We start from the raw sequence: 18,498 nt of genomic DNA on the forward strand, positions 1-18,498 counted from the left end.
ATGAAACCCTTAATCACACTTGTTACTTTGGCCGCCCTGATACTGGGCGGCACGGTTTACGCCCACAACGGCGTCGATCTCAATCAGTCACCGGAAGTGACGGCCACGCAGCAGGGCACCATTCATCAGCCCAAAGAGCAGAGCCGCAAGCCGTTGAACTACGTGAATCAGCCGCCGGTGATCCCGCATAGCGTCGATGGCTATCAGGTGACGAAAAACGTGAACCGTTGTCTGCAGTGTCACGGCACGCAGAGCTATCTCACCACCGGCGCGCCACGCGTTAGCCCAACGCACTTCACCGATCGCGATGGACTGGTGAGCAGCACCGTGTCGCCGCGTCGCTACTTCTGCCTGCAGTGTCACGTACCGCAAACCGATGCCAAACCGGTGGTGGAAAACACCTTCAAACCGGCTGACGGCTTCGGTAAGTGAGGACATGATGAAAGAGAAACTTCTGCGCATCTGGCGCTGGTGGCGGCGTCCGAGCCGTCTGGCGCTCGGTACGCTACTGATTCTGGGCTTTGCTGGCGGCATCATTTTCTGGGGCGGCTTCAACACCGCAATGGAGATGACCAACCGCGAGCAGTTCTGTATCGGCTGCCATGAGATGCGTAATAACGTCTATCAGGAATATATGCAGACGGTGCACTACAACAACCGCAGCGGCGTGCGCGCCACCTGTCCGGATTGTCACGTGCCGCACGAGTGGGGCCCGAAAATGCTGCGTAAGATCCAGGCGAGCAAAGAGGTGTATGCCAAGATTTTCGGCATCATTGATACGCCGCAAAAGTTCGAGGATCATCGCATCAAGCTGGCGCAAAACGAGTGGCGCAGGATGAAAAACAATAATTCGCAGGAGTGTCGTAACTGCCACAACTTCGATTATATGGATTTCACCGCGCAGAAAACCGTCGCCGCGAAGATGCACAGCAAAGCAGTTGAGGAAGGGAAAACCTGTATCGATTGCCACAAAGGTATCGCGCACCATCTGCCCGATATGAAAGACCAACCCAACGGTTTTTGAGGCCTAACAACGCGGCATAAATTGGCGTAATGCCGATCACTACCGCAGCGCATCAAACCACTGCACAATCCGTAGCGGCGCGATTTAACGCGCAACCCATTGCGCCGCTACAATCTGTGCACTGAGTCAGGAGCGCCCATCACGGCGACCGGCCTCACAATTCAGATAGTTTTCCCCACCGCTTCGGCCTATCATCTCAGGCTCCCTCAATTTAGCAGTGGAGCGGTTATGTCGTTAAAGATCAACATCATCAAAGACAAGTTGCTGTCAGAAAACTGGTTTGTGCTGCGCAACTTCACCTACGAACTCACCCGCAACAACGGCGAAGTCGTGCGCCATAAGCGAGAAGTGTACGATCGCGGAAACGGTGCCACCATCCTGCTGTACAACACTGAAAAAAATAGCGTGCTGCTGGTGCGTCAGTTCCGCATTGCCACTTATGTCAATGGCAATGAAAGTGGCGAACTGATTGAGACCTGCGCCGGGCTGCTGGATGACGACTCGCCGGAAGATTGCATCCGCAAAGAAGCGATAGAAGAGACCGGCTATCAGGTGGGTAAGGTCGATAAAGTTTTTGAAGCCTACATGTCGCCGGGCGGCGTGACTGAACTGATCCACTTCTTCGCCGCGGAATACAGCGATGCACAGCGCGCCAACAAGGGCGGTGGCGTTGAGGATGAAGAGATTACCGTGCTGGAGCTGAGTTTCCCGGAGGCGCTGGCGATGGTGAAAGATGGCCGCATTCGTGACGGTAAAGCCATTATGCTGCTGCAGCATGCGCAGATCGCCGGTTGGTTGCAGGCGTAGTTTTGACCGTAGCGGCGCAATTTATTGCGCTCTTTTGACCTTTTCATCGAGGTGAAAATGCGCAATAAATTGCGCCGCTACAGCAATGTGTGGCCATCTTGCCTTACACACACTCTCCCAACGTTTCCGGGACACATTGCGGATACGCCTGCAATCTTGCCAGCGCTTCGGCATACGAAGGCATCGAGTGCGCTGCACCGGAGCGTTCCACACACAGCGAAGCATAAGCTGAAGCAAACAGCGCCGCCTGTGGCAGTTCATCGCCGGAAGCCAGCCGCGCCGCCAGTGCGCCATTAAACGCATCGCCCGCGCCGGTGGTATCCAGCGGCTGAGCCGGGAACAGCGGAATACGCAGCGGCGGCTGGTCTGCTACTGACAGCAACGCACCGCAAACCCCCAACGTAATAATCACCTGACGCGCCCCTTTGCGATGCAGCTTCTCTGCGGCTTGATGCGCGCTGGCGAAGTCGGTGACCTTCACGCCGGTCAGCTGCATCGCTTCGGTGCTGTTAGGCGTCAGCAAATCCACTTTTGCCAGCAGCGCATCGGTGACCTTCTGCCACGGCGCAGGATTCATAATCACAAAGGTGCCACCGGCGCGCGCGTTGTCGATCATGCGCTGAATGGCGCTGAGATTATTCTCCAGCTGCACCAGCAGAATATCGGCTGCCGCAACGGTGGGTTGGCAGCGCGTCACCTCGGCGGCAGTTACGGTGGTGTTCGCGCCGGGATAGACCGAAATCATGTTCTCGGCATCGTCACCGGCGACATAAATCAGCGCATTGCCGGTCGGTTTCTCCTTGCAGGTAAACAAGGTAATGGCATCGAAACCGGTCTTTTCCAGATGGCGACGCGCAAACATGCCGAAGTCATCATTACCAATCTTACCGATATAGTGCACGCGCGCGCCGGCGCGCAGCGCGGCCGTCGCCTGATTCGCGCCTTTGCCGCCCGGTCCCATCATGCTGGTATGGGCGGTGAGCGATTCGCCCGGCATCGGAAAGCGGTTCATTACCGCGACTACGTCGAGGTTGAACGAGCCAAACACACACACTTTTCCTTTCATCATGCACTCCTGAACAGACGTTCGGCGGCTAAACAGGCACCGCGACAACCGGTGTGGTCGGTGGATTGGCTAAACACGATCTTCAAACCCTCACGCGTGGCGGGTGGACGAAGATGCTGCTGAATCTGGCTGCGCAGCTGTGCCAGCGGGAAGTCCGCCATCGCCAGCACGCCGCCGCCCAGAATCAGGTATTCCGGATCGAGTATGTTCATCTCGGTGGCAATCAGTTGCGCCAGCCGCTGTACAAAAGCCTGCAGCTCCGGATGCTCACGATGCTGGGTAAACAGCGCCGACATGTTGGTTTCCGGCACATGGGTGCTCGCCCAGCGACTCAGCCAATGGCCCGACGTCACGGTTTCCGCACAGCCACGATTGCCGCACGGGCAGGGCAGATCGTTGCCGGCAACAGGCACATGACCAAGCTCACCCGCGCCACCGTGTTGACCATGATAAAACTGGCCGTTAAGCCACAGGCTGTTGCCCATGCCGGTGCCGGGATACAAACCCACCGCGCTGTCTGGCAGCTGCTCCAGCTGCAGTAAATCCCACAGCATCAGATGATTAACATCTTTGTCCATCGCCACCGGTACGCCAAGGCGTTCGGTGAGCCGCGCGGCAACCGGTTGCTGGTCCAGCGCCTGAATAAACGGCAGCGAAATCACCTGCTGGCGGTCACGGCTGAGAATGCCGGGTAATCCGAGCATCACGCCGCTAACCGGCTGCTGCTCCAGCGTTTCGCTGATTAACTGGCCCAACGCGTTAAGTGCATCAGGCTGCTGCGCCCAGCTGGCCGTCGGCACTTTACGGAAGCTCGACCAAACGCGCTCCTCTTCCATCAGCTGCAGACGTGTGCCGGTGCCGCCAATGTCGATACCGAGCCAGCATTTTTTCATGCGGATACCTGCGCCAATCCCTGAGCCTCATCAATGCTTTCGCGCATCATATTCCAGGCGGTTTCCAGATCGTCGTGAATATTGAACAGACCGGAGGTGCCGACAATCAGCACTTCTGCGCCCGCACCGACCAGCGTGTTATAAGTGCGGGTATTGCAGGAACCGTCGATCTCAATCAGATATTGATAGCCGTTGGCCTGCTTCAGCGCTTTCAGCTCCTGTACCTTCTGCACCATTTCCGGAATAAACGGTTGTCCAGCGTAGCCGGGATCCACCGTCATCACGGTGATCTTATCCACCAGATGAATGTAGTGGTGGATAAAGGAGACCGGCGTAGCGGGATTGAGCACCACACCCACTTTCTTGCCGAAGCTGCGGATCATATTGATTACCCGGAACGCATCGCGGTTGATGGTTTCGGCGTGCGGGCAGATGTAATCGGCACCCGCTTTAGCAATCACTTCTATGAAATCGGTAGGCTGCTCGACCATCAAATGGACATCCAGCGCCACTTTGGTGAACGGGCGAATCTGCTCAATAAAGAACGGTGACAGCGTGATATTTTTCACGTAATGACCATCCATAATGTCGATATGCAGGAAGTCGGCGCGGGAGTCCAGCACGGCGAGCTGGTGCTTGATCTCCATCAGATTCATACACATCAACGACGGGGAGACTTGAATACGCATCATACTTCCTTTTTTTCGGTCAAAGGGTTAAGCGCCGCCGCCAGTTTGCTGAGCTTGACGGCACGATGTTCGTTAAAGCGAGTTTTGAATTGTTTGAAGGCCAACACCACAATCAGCACCGCGCCCCACATTGCCAGGCTAACGTGCTGGCTGATGTTCATCAGGTTGAAGCCGGTGGAGAGCACTTGCAGGGCGATCAGCGCCAGCACTACGCCGGTCACGCGACCAAAGCCGCCATTCGGGTCGGTGCCGCCAAGGATAATGGCCAGCACCGTCAGCAGCAGATACGCATCGCCGTAACCCATACGCGCCGAGTTGAAGCGCGCCATCATGATCAAACCGGCCAACACGCACAGCAGGCTGGAGATGACGTACACCAGAATCACCATGCGATGCGTATTGATGCCGCTAAACCAGGTGGCGTTGATGTTGCTGCCGCCCATATAGATGCATTTACCGGCGCGGGTTTTGCCGAGGAACAGCGCCAGCAGCGCGGCGGCAAACAGGAACACCCACAGCGGCAGCGGAACGCCAAGCAGCGTGTTGGAACCGAGCGCCTGCACCACCGACGGCATGCCGCTGACGGCCGCGCCTTTGGTCAGCCAGATGCCGATACCGTTCAGCGTCATCATGGTCGCGAGCGTCACCAGAATCGGGTGCGCACCGATGCGCGTCACCATCACGCCGGTAATCACGCCGATCACCGCCGCAATCAGCATCGCGCCGATAATCGCAATAAACAGCCACAGCAGTTGCATGCCAGTGCCGGCATCGGCGGGCAGGGCGCGCATCAGCGTCCAGGCGATAAACAGCGCCGTCAGGTTGGCGGTGGCGATGATCGCCAGATTCAGTCCGCCGCTGAGAATGGCGATAAACATCGCCAGCGTCAGCAAGCCCAGCTCGGGCAGCTGAAATGCCATGCTCATAAAGGTAGAATCAGTGAGAAAGCGACCCGGCAACATGACGGTAAAGATCGCCAGCGCCAGCGCGATTAACAGCATCAGGCCGATATTGGTGCCGTCCGGACGCAGAGCAGAGAGTGATTTCATGTTGATGCGGCTCCCGTTAGACGAAACTGACATCAGTTTCTTTACGTTTTTTGTAGTGAGTCACGGCAATAGCCACCATGATGACGCCGCCCACCACGATGTTCATGAAGTAGTTGGAGACGCCAATCAGGTTGAGGCCGTTCTTCAGGATGGCGATAAGAAAGACACCCATCAGCGTGCCGCTCACCGTGCCTTTGCCGCCCATCAGGCTGGCACCGCCAAGAACGGTGGCGGCCAGCACATCCAGCTCGCCGCCGACCAGCGCATTTGGCACCACTTCGCCCATGCGATAGACCTGCACCAAGCCGCCAATCGCCGCCATGGCACCCAGCCAGCCATAGGCGAAGACATGAATCAGACCGACGCGAATACCGATGCGGCGCGCCGATTCCGCATCGCCGCCCACCGCATACAGTTGGCGACCGAGATTGGTTTTGTTCAGCAGCAGCGCGGTGAGTCCGGCAATCACCAGCATGGTCACCAGCGGCAAGCCAATCTGGAAGCTGTTGCCTTGCCAGGTGAATGGCAGCACGCTGCGCAGCGTGATCCACCAGTCCGGCAGCGAATAGAGGCTTTTGCCGCCGGTTACCCACATCAACAGGCCAAACAGCAGCGACTGCATGCTGATGGTGATGATGATCGAGACGACGCGCAGCGTGGTGATCAGCAGGGCGTTGATCACGCCAAACAGCGTGCCGCACACCACCGCCAGCAGGATGCTGAGCAGGGCGTTATCAAACTGGAACTGCACAAACAGCGAGGCGATCAGGTATTGCACCACCGACGCCACCGCAGCAAAGGAGATATCGATGCCGCCGGTCACCAGCACCACAAACAGGCCGAGGGCAAAGATGCCGGTCACGGCGTAGCTTTCTGCCAGATCCAGCAGGTTTTGCACCGTCAGGAACTGATCGCTGGCGGCAGAGAAAAACACAATGAACGCCAGCAAAACCCAGGCCAGCCAGCCCTGGCTGGAGCTCGGACGTAAACGAGAAAAATCAGGCATTGATCACCTCCGCCAGCTGCTGTTGCTCAACGGTATCGGGTTGGTATTCGGCATGAACGGTGCCATCACGGAAGTGCAGGATGCGGTCGCAGTTGTACCAAACCTCCGGCACTTCGTCGGAAATCAGGATGATCGACAAACCCTCTTTCGCCAGCAGATGAATTAGCTGATAGATGCTGGCTTTAGCGCCGACATCCACGCCAACGGTGGGCGAATCAAGGATCAGGATGCGCGGCTGGGTCAGCACCCATTTCGCCAGCACGATTTTCTGCTGGTTGCCGCCGGAGAGCGTGGAGATAGCCAGATTGGGATCGGCGACGCGTACACCAAGCTGCTGAATCCACTGCAGGATCAGCTTGTTCTTGCGGTATTCATCAATCAGGTGGAAACGGTTTTGCAGCTTGTCGAGGATCGGCAGCACCATGTTGTCGGCCACCGATTGTTGCTGCACCAAACCCAGGGTTAAGCGATCTTCGGAGACGTAGCCGATGCCGGCTTTGATCGCATCTTCGTGCCCACGGAAGCGCACCGGTTTGCTGTCGAGCCAGATCTTGCCGCTATCCGGTTTGGTCATGCCAAACAGCGACAGCGCCAGTTCGGTGCGTCCCGAGCCTAAAAGGCCGCACAGGCCCAGCACTTCGCCCTGATAGAGTTTGAAATTAACGTCATGGTATTGTCCGGCGCGCGTCAGTTTTTCGACTTCGAGGATCAGGCGATCGTCATGGCGCGTCGGCGTTTTCAGCTGATAGTCGAGCTTCAGGCCGGTCATCAGTTCGGTCAGATGGTGCGGCGTCATCGCTTTGGCGGGCCAGCAGCCCATTTTGCGGCCGTCGCGGATCACCGTCACGCGATCTGAGATCTCCAGCACTTCATCCAGTCGATGGCTGACAAACACCACGCAGATGTTTTTGTCTTTCAGGTAACGCACGGTGCGCAGCAGCTGATTCACTTCGGTGCGCGTCAGCGACGCCGTCGGCTCATCCATGATCACCAGCCGCGCATCGGCGACCAGCGCGCGGCAGATCGCCACTTGCTGACGCTGCGCAATTGACAGCGACGCCACTTTCTCATCGAGATCGAGTTCAAACTTCAGTTCATCAATGATGCGCTGCGCGGTTTCACGCAGTTTGGCTTTGCGATGCCAGCCGAGCAGGCTATTCAGGTTGTGCTCGAAGGCGATGTTTTCCGCCACGCTGAGGTTGGGGAACAGCGACAGATCCTGATAAATCACCTGGATGCCAAAGTCACGCGCCTGGCGAGTGGTCAGACGCGGAAAGCTCGGGCCGTCGCCCAGCGTGATGCGGCTGCCGCTATCCGGGGCGTGCACCCCGGAAATGACTTTGATTAAGGTGCTCTTGCCACAGCCGTTGGTGCCAGCGAGACAGTGCACTTCGCCAGCCAGTAAGGTCAGCGAGATATCGCTCAGTGCGCGGTTGCCACCAAATGTTTTCGACAGGTTGTCGAGCGCAATCAGCGTCTGTGGGATCACCTCATTCATCATTACAGCCCCATTTTCACCAGTTTTGGCAGGTTCTCTTTGTCCAGGCTTTCGGTGTTGTTGCCGAGGATGGTGTGGGTCGCCTCGTCAACTTTCACTTTGCCCAAACCCTCGATGGTCATTCCGTCGGTGATTGGCTCTTTCTTCTGCATCATGTCGGCGATACGTACGAACACTTCGCCTGCGGTTTGTGGATTCCAGATGTAGCCGCCTTTGATCGCGCCACGCTGCACCAGCGATGCGCCCTGGCCAGGACTAAAGGCGCCAATTACGCAGACCTGATCGATCTTGTTACGGTTCATCACCGCGCGACCGGCGCCAATCGGACCTTGTGAACCAAAGGCCATAATTCCTTTCAAATCCGGATACTTGGACATCAGTTCGTTAGTGGTGCGAATCGAGTCATCCAGCGATTCGCCGACGCCAAACTTGTCGGTGACCATCTGCATCTTCGGATAGTGTTCTTTCTGATAATTCAGCGCGGCGTCGGTCCACTGCTGGTGCAACGGCACGGTCAGGCTGCCGACGTACATGGCGTATTTGCCCTCTTCATGCATGCATTTCGCCAGCGCTTTCATATGGTTGATGCCGTGCGTCGGCGCATCCACCAGTTCGAAGTCCCAGTTAGCGCCTTTCTGATCCGGCGATTCGTGGGTGATCACTTCAATGCCGGCATCACGGGCGCGCTTCAGCACCGGTTCCAGTACTTTCGGGTCATTTGGCACCACGCCAATGATGTCGACCTTCTGGGCAATCAAATCTTCGATAGCGCGCACCTGCAGAGCCGGATCGGCCGCCGTTGGTCCCACCATCCACGCGTCAATGCCGCGTTTCGCCGCTTCACTCTTGATGCCCGCTTCCATGGCGTTGAACCACGGAATACCGCCAATTTTCACCACGATGCCCATGCGTAATTTGTCAGCAGCCTGCGCGCCGGAGGCGGCAAACAGGGCGAGCAGAGAACAGGCGATAAGATGTTTTTTCATAAAGACTCCGATTTAATTTTTTATTAGCTGCATAGAATGGCTGCGCTGGGAGCAATCAATAATATTGACGCCGTTCCACGCTAATTCTTGTTCCAGCTCTTTGTCTTTTAATTGGTCAGTAATGAGAAAGTCCACATCGCGATAATGACAAATACGCGCGAATGAGGGCCGCAGGAATTTACTTCCGTCCAGCAGCAGATGTTTTCTTTCCGCTGCTAATAACATTTGCTGTTTTAAATGTGCGTTGTTTTCGTTACCTTCACGTAAATAACCATCATTGCCTAAACTGCTACAGGAGAAAAAGATCTTATTAATCTGAAATTCCCTGAGCGGTTGCTCGGCGACGACGCCGTGGAAATCTTCATAACGGTCAGAATATTCTCCCCCAAGACAGATGGTGCGGATGCTGCCGCGCGCCGCAAGGGTTTGCACAATCCTGATGGAATTGGTTAATACCGTTAATTCAATATCCGGCAGCTGTCGCGCTAAATACCAGCAAGTGGTGCTGCTATCGAGTAATATACAATCGCCGGGGCTAATGAAATCGAGTGCGCGTTTGGCAATGGCCATTTTTGCATCAACATGTTCATTGACTCTCTGGCGGAAAGATAATTCATACTCGTTAACACCTCGCGTATTTCCCTGAATGTTGGCGGCCTGTCGTTTTGCTGGTACCGCGCCACCGTGACTGCGTTGTAACAGACCACGTTTCTCCAGCTGCGTTAAATCACGCCGAATAGTTTCTTGTGAAACCTGACATAACGTGACTAATTCAGCGACAATGACCCGACCATTTAAATTTAATTCGTCAATAATTCGCTGCTGTCTTTCAATCGGCAACATAACTAACCTCCGATGGCTATAAATTACTGGATAGCGCATTTAGAAAGTGTGGGCTGCGCACGAGTCCACAGTCACCAAAACGCCTTAGCTGATTAGAGTGATCTGGATCTGTCTTATATGTAAATGAGATGTCTGGTTATCAAAATTAAGTGATATGACTCACATAAATAAGCCTAATGGCGCGAAATCCGCGTTCTACGCGCGTTGCATATCCAAAACATGGATTTAACCTAACATGACCGCTTGTGACCGTTTGTGTGTATTTGACCGTTTTGTGATGAGTTAACAAGAGTCCGACGAATCCGATTGAGCAGTAATCGGTCAAAACGGATGATGAGCGCTTGCCCCATCCAGTACCCGTTCGCCACAGGTGACGGCTTTTTCAGCGGTTAACCTCGCTTTTAGGGCCGGCTCACAGTTTAGGCCTGCTGACAGCGTTCCCGTTGCGCTATTATTTTCTTTCCAGGAATTTGGGGACCGATTTTTTGATGTCGTATTGGATGAAGTTACTGCTTTTATTGCCCTTTCTTTTTGTCGCGTGCGTTCAGGCTCAGCCACTGCAAAAGTCATTTTCTGACTGGCAACTGACTTGTAACAACGCGGCTTTTTGCGTGGCACGCAGTTTTCCCGGTGACAACGGCTTAGTAATGACGCTCTCACGTCATGCTGGCGTCAACGATCGTCCCTTGCTGCGTATTGATTACGGCAGCGCCTACAGCGGTGAGCTGCCGGGCGGCCCGCTCAAGGATAACCTGCTACTCGATCAACGCCGTCTCACACCAGACCTTAAACACTGGACGGTGGAACCGCATCATCTGGCGACCAGTAATGCTATCGCCATCGACGAGTTTCTGGCGCAGACGCTGGATGCGCAAAATCTGCAGCTGACCTATAAAGCCAACGCCACCATTCCGCTCAGCGGTATGAAGGCGGCATTACTGTTGATGGATGACGTGCAGGGCCGCGTCAACGGTGCCAGCGCCTGGGTGAAGCGTGGCGACCGCGTGCAGTGGGATGTGCCGCCGCAGCCAGCGTTGCCGGCGTTACCTTCGCCATTACCGCCGCCGCCACCGCTGACGCAGGAAGAGACCAGCGGTTTAATTGATTTTGGTACCTGGCGGGTGAATACCGATAACTGCTCGCTCGATCCACTGCGGCGTGAAGTGAGCGTGTCGCCGCTGACCGACAGCAAAGCGCTGCTGCTGATCAGCTGCGAAACCGGTGCGTATAACGTGATCGATCTGGCCTTTGAAGTGACGCGCACGCAGCCTTATGTATCGCGCGGTCTGAGCTTAACGCTGCCGTTTACGCCGCCGTCACGCGGGGATAATCAGCTGGAGTTGGTGAACGCGGAATTTGATGCCAGCCATGGATTGCTCTACACCTTCAGTAAAGGACGTGGTTTGGGGGATTGCGGCGTGGCAACGCGCTGGCAGTATGACGGCAACGAGTTTGTGCTGGCGGAGTATGCGGAAGAGAAGACCTGCGATGCGTGGCACAGTAGTGAGGATTGGCCAACATTATGGGTTACTGAATCGCAAAATCCGGTGCAGTCGCGTTAATACCACGTGCAGCATTAAATCATTGCACATTCCGTAGCGGCGCGATTTATCGCGCAATGAATTGCGCCGCTACAGCCTGCACCACAACCCAGTTAGCGGATGGCTTGCACCGTCATCGGTGAACCCGACTGATTACCCACCAGCTCGGTCAGCATATTATTCACGCCATCACTCATCGGGGTGAAACGCGTTAACGGCGAGCGAGTCACCACCACAAACACGCCGACGTTGTGCTGCGGCACCATCGCCATATAGGTAATGAAGCCGCCGCCGCCACCGGTTTTCTGAATAATCCCCGGACGACCTTCCTTCGGCCCCATATAGACCCAACCCATGCCCAGCGCATCGGCGCGGCCCGGCACATCCATGCCTTCCACTTTGGTTAGCTGGTCACGACGATAAATCAGCGTTTGCAGGCGATCAATTTGCGGCGTGCGGTGATTCACCGCCGAGTTAAGGAACTGCTGCATCCAGCGGCCCATATCGTCTGGCGTTGAGTAAACGCCGCCGCTGCCGATGGCCGCCAGCGTGTTGTTACACGGACTGGCACCTTTCTCGGCAATCATCAGACGCTGACACTGATCCGGTGACGGCGTAAAGGTGGTGTCTTTCATGCCCAGCGGACGCGTTATCAACTGCTGGAACAGTGCTGGATAGGGCATGCCCGCCGCTTTGGCGAGCGCATCGCTCAGCAGATCAAAGCCCAGGTTTGAATAGGCGGCATTGGTGCCTGGCGCGGCCTTTAATGCCGCTCCGCTCAGCCACTGCCAGCGATCGGACTTGGTCGGCCAGACAAACACCGGACGATGCGGTTTACCGCCGGGCTGCTCGCGCGGCAGGCCGCTGGTGTGGGTGGAGAGGTTAATCAGGCGAATCGGCTGGCCGTTATAGCTTGGCACGCGCGCGCCAGGCGGCGCGTATTTGCTCAGCGGATCGTCAAGACGCAGTTGACCGCGTTCGGCCATCTTCACCATCACTTCGCTGGTCATCAGCTTGCTGAGCGAGGCAATACGAATCACCGAATCGGGCTGCGGACGCACGTTGTTGCCGGGGCGCGTATCACCAAAGCTGGCGAAAACCCGCTGATTGCCATCAATCGCCACCAGCGCCATGCCGGTTGCGCCGCTGCCATAGAAAATGTGCTCGGCGTAGCGATCAACAATTTGCGATGCCAACAGCGGATCGGGCGACGACTGCGCCATGCTTTTTAATGGAAGCACTGTAACCATTAAGGCCAGTAAAAAAGGAGTACGTTTTTTCAACGGGAAAGCGTCCGCTATAAGAATCGGAGGAAAGCTTATAGTAATCAGTTTGCGCGAGGCGTGAAGGGGGCAGGGCGGATTTTTTTCAGTTTCAGGCTGTGATCAAAAAATGGCCCTTACGCCAAAAAGACGCAGGGCCAGATCGATTAGTGCGGCTTGAGTAAAGCTTCAGTATGGCTGACGATGTTCTCGACGGTGAAACCGAATTCCGGGAACAGTTTGCCGGCGGGGGCTGACTCACCAAAGGTGGTCATACCGACAATCGCGCCATCCAGACCAACATACTTGTACCAGTAATCAGCAATACCGGCTTCGACCGCCACGCGCGCTTTCACGCCGGATGGCAGCACCGATTCGCGATACGCAACGTCCTGCTTATCAAACACGTCGGTGCTCGGCAGCGAAACCACGCGAATCTTGTGGCCAGCAGCGGTGAGTTTATCTGCCGCGCCCAGCGCGATTTCAATCTCCGAACCGGTGGCGATGATGATCGCATCCGGCGTGCCGTTGCTGTCCTGCAGCACATAGCCACCGCGCGCAATATTCGCCACCTGCTCTTTGCTACGCTCTGGCTGCAGCAGGTTCTGACGCGACAGGATCAGCGCGGTTGGCCCATGATGGCGCTCAACGGCGGCTTGCCACGCCACGGCGGTTTCCACCTGATCGCACGGACGCCACACACTCATGTTTGGCGTAACGCGCAGGCTGGCAATCTGCTCAACCGGCTGGTGTGTCGGACCATCTTCGCCGAGGCCGATGGAGTCATGCGTATAGACCAGCACCTGACGCGCCTTCATCAGCGCCGCCATGCGCACCGCATTACGCGCGTACTCGACGAACATCAGGAAGGTAGCGGTGTATGGCACGAAGCCGCCGTGATGCGCGATGCCGTTGCCGATCGCCGTCATACCAAATTCACGTACGCCGTAGTGAATGTAGTTACCGGCAGTATCCTCTTTGATCGATTTTGAGCCCGACCAGATGGTGAGGTTACTGGGTGCCAGATCCGCTGAGCCGCCGAGGAATTCTGGCAGCAGCTTGCCAAACACTTCCAGCGTATTTTGTGAGGCTTTACGGCTGGCGATTTTCTGTGGATTAGCCTGCAGCTCTTCAACAAACTTCTGCACTTCGCTACTCCAGTTAGCCGGCATTTCACCGCTCAGACGACGGGTAAATTCCTGCGCCAACTCGGGGTGTGCCTCTTTATAAGCGGCAAACTTATCATCCCAGGATTTCTCGCGCTGCGCGCCCGCTTCTTTGGCATCCCACTGCTGATAAATCTCTTTCGGGATCTCAAACGGCGGATAGTGCCAGCCCAGTTTCTGCCGCGTCAACGCCACTTCTTGTTCGCCCAGCGCCGCGCCGTGCGACTCCTCTTTACCGGCTTTGTTCGGCGAGCCGAAACCGATAGTGGTGCGACAGATAATCAGTGACGGCTTGTCGGTAACGCTTTGCGCCTCTTTAATCGCCGCAGCGATCGCTGCCGAATCATGGCCGTCGATACCTTCTGCGCTACCGATGACGTGCCAGTTGTAGGCTTCGAAGCGTTTGTGCGTGTCGTCGGTGAACCAGCCTTCGGTTTCACCATCGATGGAGATGCCGTTGTGATCGTAGAAGCCAATCAGTTTGCCGAGACCGAGCGTACCGGCCAGCGAGCTCACTTCGTGCGAGATGCCTTCCATCAAACAGCCATCGCCCATAAACACGTAGGTGTGGTGATCGACGATGTCGTGGCCGGGACGGTTAAACTGCGCCGCCAGCGTGCGTTCGGCAATCGCTAAACCCACCGCGTTGGCCAGGCCCTGGCCGAGCGGACCGGTGGTGGTTTCCACGCCTGGTGTGTAACCGAGTTCGGGATGCCCCGGCGTTTTAGAGTGCAGCTGACGGAATTTTTTCAACTCTTCCATCGGCAAGTCGTAGCCGGTGAGATGCAGCAGGCTGTAGAGCAGCATCGAGCCGTGACCGTTGGAAAGAATAAAGCGGTCACGATCGGCCCACGCCGGATTGTTGGGATTGTGTTTCAACACATCGCGCCATAACACTTCGGCGATATCTGCCATGCCCATCGGCATACCTGGGTGCCCGGAATTTGCTTTTTGTACCGCATCCATGCTGAGTGCACGAATTGCGTTAGCCAACTCTCTGCGTGAAGACATAAGGTTCTCCCTTGTGATTTGGCGATAGCGGATGAGCCAATGCCCATCCGCCATAAGAGTGAGTGCGGATTACAGACGAGAAGAGAGCACGTCTTCCAGCTTCTGCTGGTCGACGGCGAACTGACGGATGCCGTCTGACAGTTTTTCTACCGCCATCGGATCCTGATTGTGTTCCCAGCGGAATTCCGCTTCTGAAAGTGAAGCCGGCTGATGGAAACCTTCGGTTGATGGCTCCAGCTTACGCTCCAGCGGCGCGTCGCTGTTGGCCAGCTCTTCCAGCAGGTTAGGGGAAATGGTCAAACGGTCGCAGCCGGCCAGCGCCTGAATCTGTTCCACTTTGCGGAAGCTGGCGCCCATGATGACGGTGCTGTAACGGTGCTTCTTGTAGTAATCGTAGATACGGCGCACAGATTTCACGCCCGGATCCTCATCGACCACATACGGATCCATCGTTTTGCGGGTGTTGTACCAGTCGTAAATACGGCCAACAAATGGCGAAATCAGGAACACACCGGCTTCGGCACAGGCTCGCGCCTGAGCGAAGGAGAACAGCAGCGTCAGGTTGCACTGAATGCCGTTTTTCTCCAGCTCCTCAGCGGCTTTGATGCCTTCCCAGGTTGACGCCAGTTTGATCAGAATGCGTGAGCGGTCGATGCCGTGCTCTTCGTACAGACGCACCAGCTTCTCGGCTTTTGTGACACACATGCCACGATCGAAGGAGAGGCGCGCATCCACTTCGGTCGAAACACGGCCCGGTATGCTTTTCAGAATTTCCATACCGAGGTTGATCGCCACTTTGTCGCTGGCGTTGATGATTTGCGTCTCTTTGCTGCCGCCCTGTTTTTTCGCGTAGTCGATGGCGTCATCAATCAGATGTTTATAACCCTCAAGACCGGCGGCTTTCAGAATCAATGAGGGGTTGGTGGTCGCGTCTTCTGGATTGTAATGGCGAATGGATTCGATATCGCCGCTGTCCGCCACCACGGTGGTGTATTGTTTCAATGCATCTAGCTGGTTCATCACTTAACTCCTTGATTAGCAATAATGTGGGCAAAGGTGTTGCACCCATTCCTGTTAAGTATTGGTCCAACACAGTGCTACAGACGTTACACGAAGAAAATGCGTTTTCTCTGATTGTGGCGTCGTGGCGCTTAAGAGGTGCGATAGTGAAAGGAGGACTGGCCTAAACGGTTCAGCTACGCTTTTTGCCATCAATAAGGATAGCAGGCTGTGCCGATCCCGCAGGCGAAGCGGTGGCAATCCGTGCCTTTCAGTCTGTGCGTTCTTTGAGCGCCTTCACCCTCTTTTGTGCCGCACATTCCTATACTGAATGCCTATTTAGCGATGCCAAAGGATGCCCAATGGACGATCAACTCAAGCAAAGCGCGCTCGATTTTCATCAATTCCCTACGCCCGGAAAAATTCAGGTTTCACCCACCAAACCGTTAGCCACGCAGCGCGATCTGGCGCTGGCCTATTCGCCCGGCGTCGCTGCGCCTTGTCTGGAAATTGCCGCCGATCCGCTGGCGGCGCGCAAATACACCGCGCGTGGCAATCTGGTGGCGGTGATCTCCAACGGCACCGCGGTGCTGGGGCTGGGTAACATTGGCGCGCTGGCGAGTAAGCCGGTGATGGAAGGCAAGGGCGTGCTGTTCAAAAAGTTCGCCGGCATTGACGTGTTTGATATCGAAATCGATGAGCGCGATCCCGATAAGTTGATTGAGGTGATTGCCGCGCTGGAACCCACTTTTGGTGGCATCAATCTGGAAGATATCAAAGCGCCCGAGTGTTTCTATATTGAGCAACAGCTGCGTGAGCGCATGCAGATCCCGGTATTTCACGACGATCAGCACGGCACGGCGATCATCTGTACCGCGGCGGTGCTCAACGGCTTAACCATCGTTAAAAAAGCCATCAGCGAGGTGCGGCTGGTGGTTTCCGGCGCAGGTGCCTCGGCGATTGCCTGCCTGAATCTGCTGGTGGCGCTCGGCATGCAGCAGCACAACATTGTGGTGTGCGATTCCAAAGGCGTGATCTATCGCGATCGCGAGCCGAATATGACGCCGACCAAAGCGGCCTATGCGGTGGCCGACAGCGGCGCACGCACGCTGGACGAGGTGATTGGCGGCGCGGATATTTTCCTTGGCTGTTCCGGCCCCAAAGCGCTGACGCCGGAGATGGTGCAGAAGATGGCGCAGGATCCGCTGATTCTGGCGCTGGCCAATCCCGAGCCGGAAATCATGCCGCCGCTGGCCAAACAGGTGCGGCCCGACGCGATTATCTGCACCGGGCGCTCTGATTTCCCCAATCAGGTGAACAACGTGTTGTGCTTCCCGTTTATCTTCCGTGGCGCGCTGGATGTGGGTGCCACGGCGATTAATGAGGAGATGAAGCTGGCGGCGGTGCACGCGATTGCGGCGCTGGCACAGGCGGAACAGAGCGATGTGGTGGCGTCGGCGTATGACGATCAGGATCTGAGTTTCGGCCCGGAATACTTGATCCCCAAACCGTTTGATCCGCGTTTAATCGTGCAGATTGCGCCCGCGGTGGCGAAAGCGGCGATGGAATCGGGCGTCGCCACGCGACCGATTGAGGATTTTGATGCTTATCGTGAGCAGCTCACCGAGTTCGTCTATAAAACCAACCTGTTTATGAAGCCGATCTTTTCGCAGGCGCGTAGAGATCCCAATCGCGTGGTGCTGGCAGAAGGCGAAGAGGTGCGCGTGCTGCATGCCACGCAGGAGCTGGTGACGTTAGGGCTGGCGAAGCCGATTCTGATTGGCCGGCCGAATGTCATCGCTATGCGTCTGCAAAAGCAGGGTTTAAAGATCGAGGCGGGCAAAGATTTTGAGATCGTCAATAACGAGTCCGATCCACGTTTCAAAGAGTACTGGAATGAGTATTACCAGATCATGAAACGGCGCGGCGTGACGCCGGAAACTGCCCAGCGCGCGGTGATCGGCAATCCTACGCTGATTGGCGCGATCATGGTGCATCGCGGTGAGGCCGATGCGCTGATCTGCGGCACCATCGGCGATTATCAGGAACATTATGATGTGGTGGAGAAAGTGTTTGGGCTGCGAGAGGACGTGAAGGTGGCGGGCGCGATGAATGCGCTGCTATTGCCGAGCGGCAATACCTTTATAGCTGACACCTACGTTAATGAAGATCCCAGCGCAGAACAACTGGCGGATATCACGCTGCTGGCGGCGGAAACGGTGCGACGCTTCGGCATTGAACCGCGCGTGGCGCTGCTGTCGCACTCCAGCTTTGGCACCTCAAATGCGCCGGGCGCGCGCAAAATGCGCGACGTACTCGCGTTGATTCAGCAACGCGCCCCGGATCTGGAGATTGACGGCGAAATGCACGGTGATGCGGCGCTGGTCGAGAGCATTCGCCGTGAACTGATGCCGGACAGCCCGCTGAAAGGCACCGCGAATTTGCTGATTATGCCGAACGTCGAAGCGGCGCGTATCAGCTATAACCTGCTGCGCGTCTCCTGCTCCGAAGGTGTCACGGTGGGACCGGTGTTGATGGGGATCAGCAAGCCGGTACATGTGTTGACGCGTATCGCCTCGGTGCGGCGCATCGTGAATATGGTGGCGTTAGCGGTGGTGGAGGCGCAGACCGAGCCGTTGTAACGACTTGATTGGCGAA

16 protein-coding genes are annotated in these 18,498 nt (G+C 56.3%); 5 read left to right on the forward strand and 11 right to left on the reverse strand.

Annotated features, from left to right (window positions below):
• The 3 genes from napB (at window position 1) to nudK (ending at window position 1,831) form a co-directional block, all read left to right on the forward strand.
• Entirely contained in the window at window positions 1–432 is a 432-nt protein-coding gene (napB, locus tag Q3H59_RS05755) for a nitrate reductase cytochrome c-type subunit (RefSeq protein WP_280171946.1), read from the forward strand.
• 7 nt (window positions 433–439) lie between these two features.
• A complete protein-coding gene (gene napC, locus Q3H59_RS05760; RefSeq protein WP_101763540.1) occupies window positions 440–1,024 on the forward strand; it encodes a cytochrome c-type protein NapC in 585 nt (194 codons plus the stop codon).
• Window positions 1,025–1,252: 228 nt separating this feature from the next.
• The gene (nudK, locus tag Q3H59_RS05765) at window positions 1,253–1,831 is read left to right on the forward strand and encodes a GDP-mannose pyrophosphatase NudK (protein ID WP_101763541.1); all 579 of its coding nucleotides are present in this window, start codon (window positions 1,253–1,255) and stop codon (window positions 1,829–1,831) included.
• 103 nt (window positions 1,832–1,934) lie between these two features.
• Here nudK and Q3H59_RS05770 read toward each other — a convergent pair whose 3' ends face one another.
• The 8 genes from Q3H59_RS05770 to Q3H59_RS05805 are packed head-to-tail and all read right to left on the reverse strand — an operon-like array spanning window position 1,935 to window position 9,861.
• The gene (locus Q3H59_RS05770) at window positions 1,935–2,897 is read right to left on the reverse strand and encodes a ribokinase (protein ID WP_309836642.1); all 963 of its coding nucleotides are present in this window, start codon (window positions 2,895–2,897) and stop codon (window positions 1,935–1,937) included.
• Entirely contained in the window at window positions 2,897–3,790 is an 894-nt protein-coding gene (gene alsK / locus Q3H59_RS05775; protein ID WP_101763543.1) for an allose kinase, read from the reverse strand. Before alsK ends, Q3H59_RS05770 begins: the two co-directional genes overlap by 1 nt.
• Window positions 3,787–4,479 carry a D-allulose 6-phosphate 3-epimerase gene (gene alsE / locus Q3H59_RS05780; protein WP_061717928.1) on the reverse strand — a complete coding sequence of 231 codons (693 nt, stop codon included), beginning with the start codon at window positions 4,477–4,479 and terminating at the stop codon, window positions 3,787–3,789. The genes alsK and alsE overlap by 4 nt, the downstream gene beginning before the upstream one ends.
• Entirely contained in the window at window positions 4,479–5,528 is a 1,050-nt protein-coding gene (locus Q3H59_RS05785) for an ABC transporter permease (RefSeq protein ID WP_101763544.1), read from the reverse strand. Before Q3H59_RS05785 ends, alsE begins: the two co-directional genes overlap by 1 nt.
• Window positions 5,529–5,544: 16 nt before the next feature.
• On the reverse strand, window positions 5,545–6,534 hold the full coding sequence (locus Q3H59_RS05790) for an ABC transporter permease (RefSeq protein WP_101763545.1): 990 nt from the start codon (window positions 6,532–6,534) through the stop codon (window positions 5,545–5,547).
• Window positions 6,527–8,032 carry a sugar ABC transporter ATP-binding protein gene (locus Q3H59_RS05795; RefSeq protein WP_110866694.1) on the reverse strand — a complete coding sequence of 502 codons (1,506 nt, stop codon included), beginning with the start codon at window positions 8,030–8,032 and terminating at the stop codon, window positions 6,527–6,529. The genes Q3H59_RS05790 and Q3H59_RS05795 overlap by 8 nt, the downstream gene beginning before the upstream one ends.
• Window positions 8,033–8,034: 2 nt before the next feature.
• Window positions 8,035–9,018, reverse strand: a complete 984-nt coding sequence (locus tag Q3H59_RS05800) for a substrate-binding domain-containing protein (RefSeq protein ID WP_110866506.1) — start codon at window positions 9,016–9,018, stop codon at window positions 8,035–8,037.
• 12 nt (window positions 9,019–9,030) lie between these two features.
• A complete protein-coding gene (locus Q3H59_RS05805; protein WP_101763547.1) occupies window positions 9,031–9,861 on the reverse strand; it encodes a DeoR/GlpR family DNA-binding transcription regulator in 831 nt (276 codons plus the stop codon).
• A 488-nt stretch (window positions 9,862–10,349) separates the two neighbouring features.
• Between Q3H59_RS05805 and Q3H59_RS05810 the strand changes: the two genes are divergently transcribed.
• The gene (locus tag Q3H59_RS05810; RefSeq protein ID WP_277973940.1) at window positions 10,350–11,423 is read left to right on the forward strand and encodes a DUF1176 domain-containing protein; all 1,074 of its coding nucleotides are present in this window, start codon (window positions 10,350–10,352) and stop codon (window positions 11,421–11,423) included.
• Between the two features lie 92 nt (window positions 11,424–11,515).
• Here the strand turns inward: Q3H59_RS05810 and ampH are convergent, their stop codons facing one another.
• The 3 genes from ampH to tal all read right to left on the reverse strand — a co-directional run bounded on the left by ampH (window position 11,516) and on the right by tal (window position 15,861).
• Window positions 11,516–12,685 (reverse strand): D-alanyl-D-alanine-carboxypeptidase/endopeptidase AmpH, encoded by a 1,170-nt coding sequence (gene ampH, locus Q3H59_RS05815; RefSeq protein WP_101763549.1) that lies wholly within the window; start codon window positions 12,683–12,685, stop codon window positions 11,516–11,518.
• A gap of 146 nt (window positions 12,686–12,831) precedes the next feature.
• A complete protein-coding gene (tkt, locus tag Q3H59_RS05820) occupies window positions 12,832–14,841 on the reverse strand; it encodes a transketolase (protein WP_309833740.1) in 2,010 nt (669 codons plus the stop codon).
• Between the two features lie 69 nt (window positions 14,842–14,910).
• A complete protein-coding gene (tal, locus tag Q3H59_RS05825) occupies window positions 14,911–15,861 on the reverse strand; it encodes a transaldolase (RefSeq protein ID WP_309833741.1) in 951 nt (316 codons plus the stop codon).
• A gap of 341 nt (window positions 15,862–16,202) precedes the next feature.
• Between tal and maeB the strand changes: the two genes are divergently transcribed.
• Window positions 16,203–18,482 (forward strand): NADP-dependent oxaloacetate-decarboxylating malate dehydrogenase, encoded by a 2,280-nt coding sequence (gene maeB, locus Q3H59_RS05830; protein ID WP_309833743.1) that lies wholly within the window; start codon window positions 16,203–16,205, stop codon window positions 18,480–18,482.
• Window positions 18,483–18,498 lie beyond the last annotated feature (16 nt).

Source organism: Pantoea sp. SORGH_AS_0659 (assembly GCF_031453915.1).
Classification (GTDB): Bacteria; Pseudomonadota; Gammaproteobacteria; order Enterobacterales; family Enterobacteriaceae; genus Pantoea; species Pantoea leporis.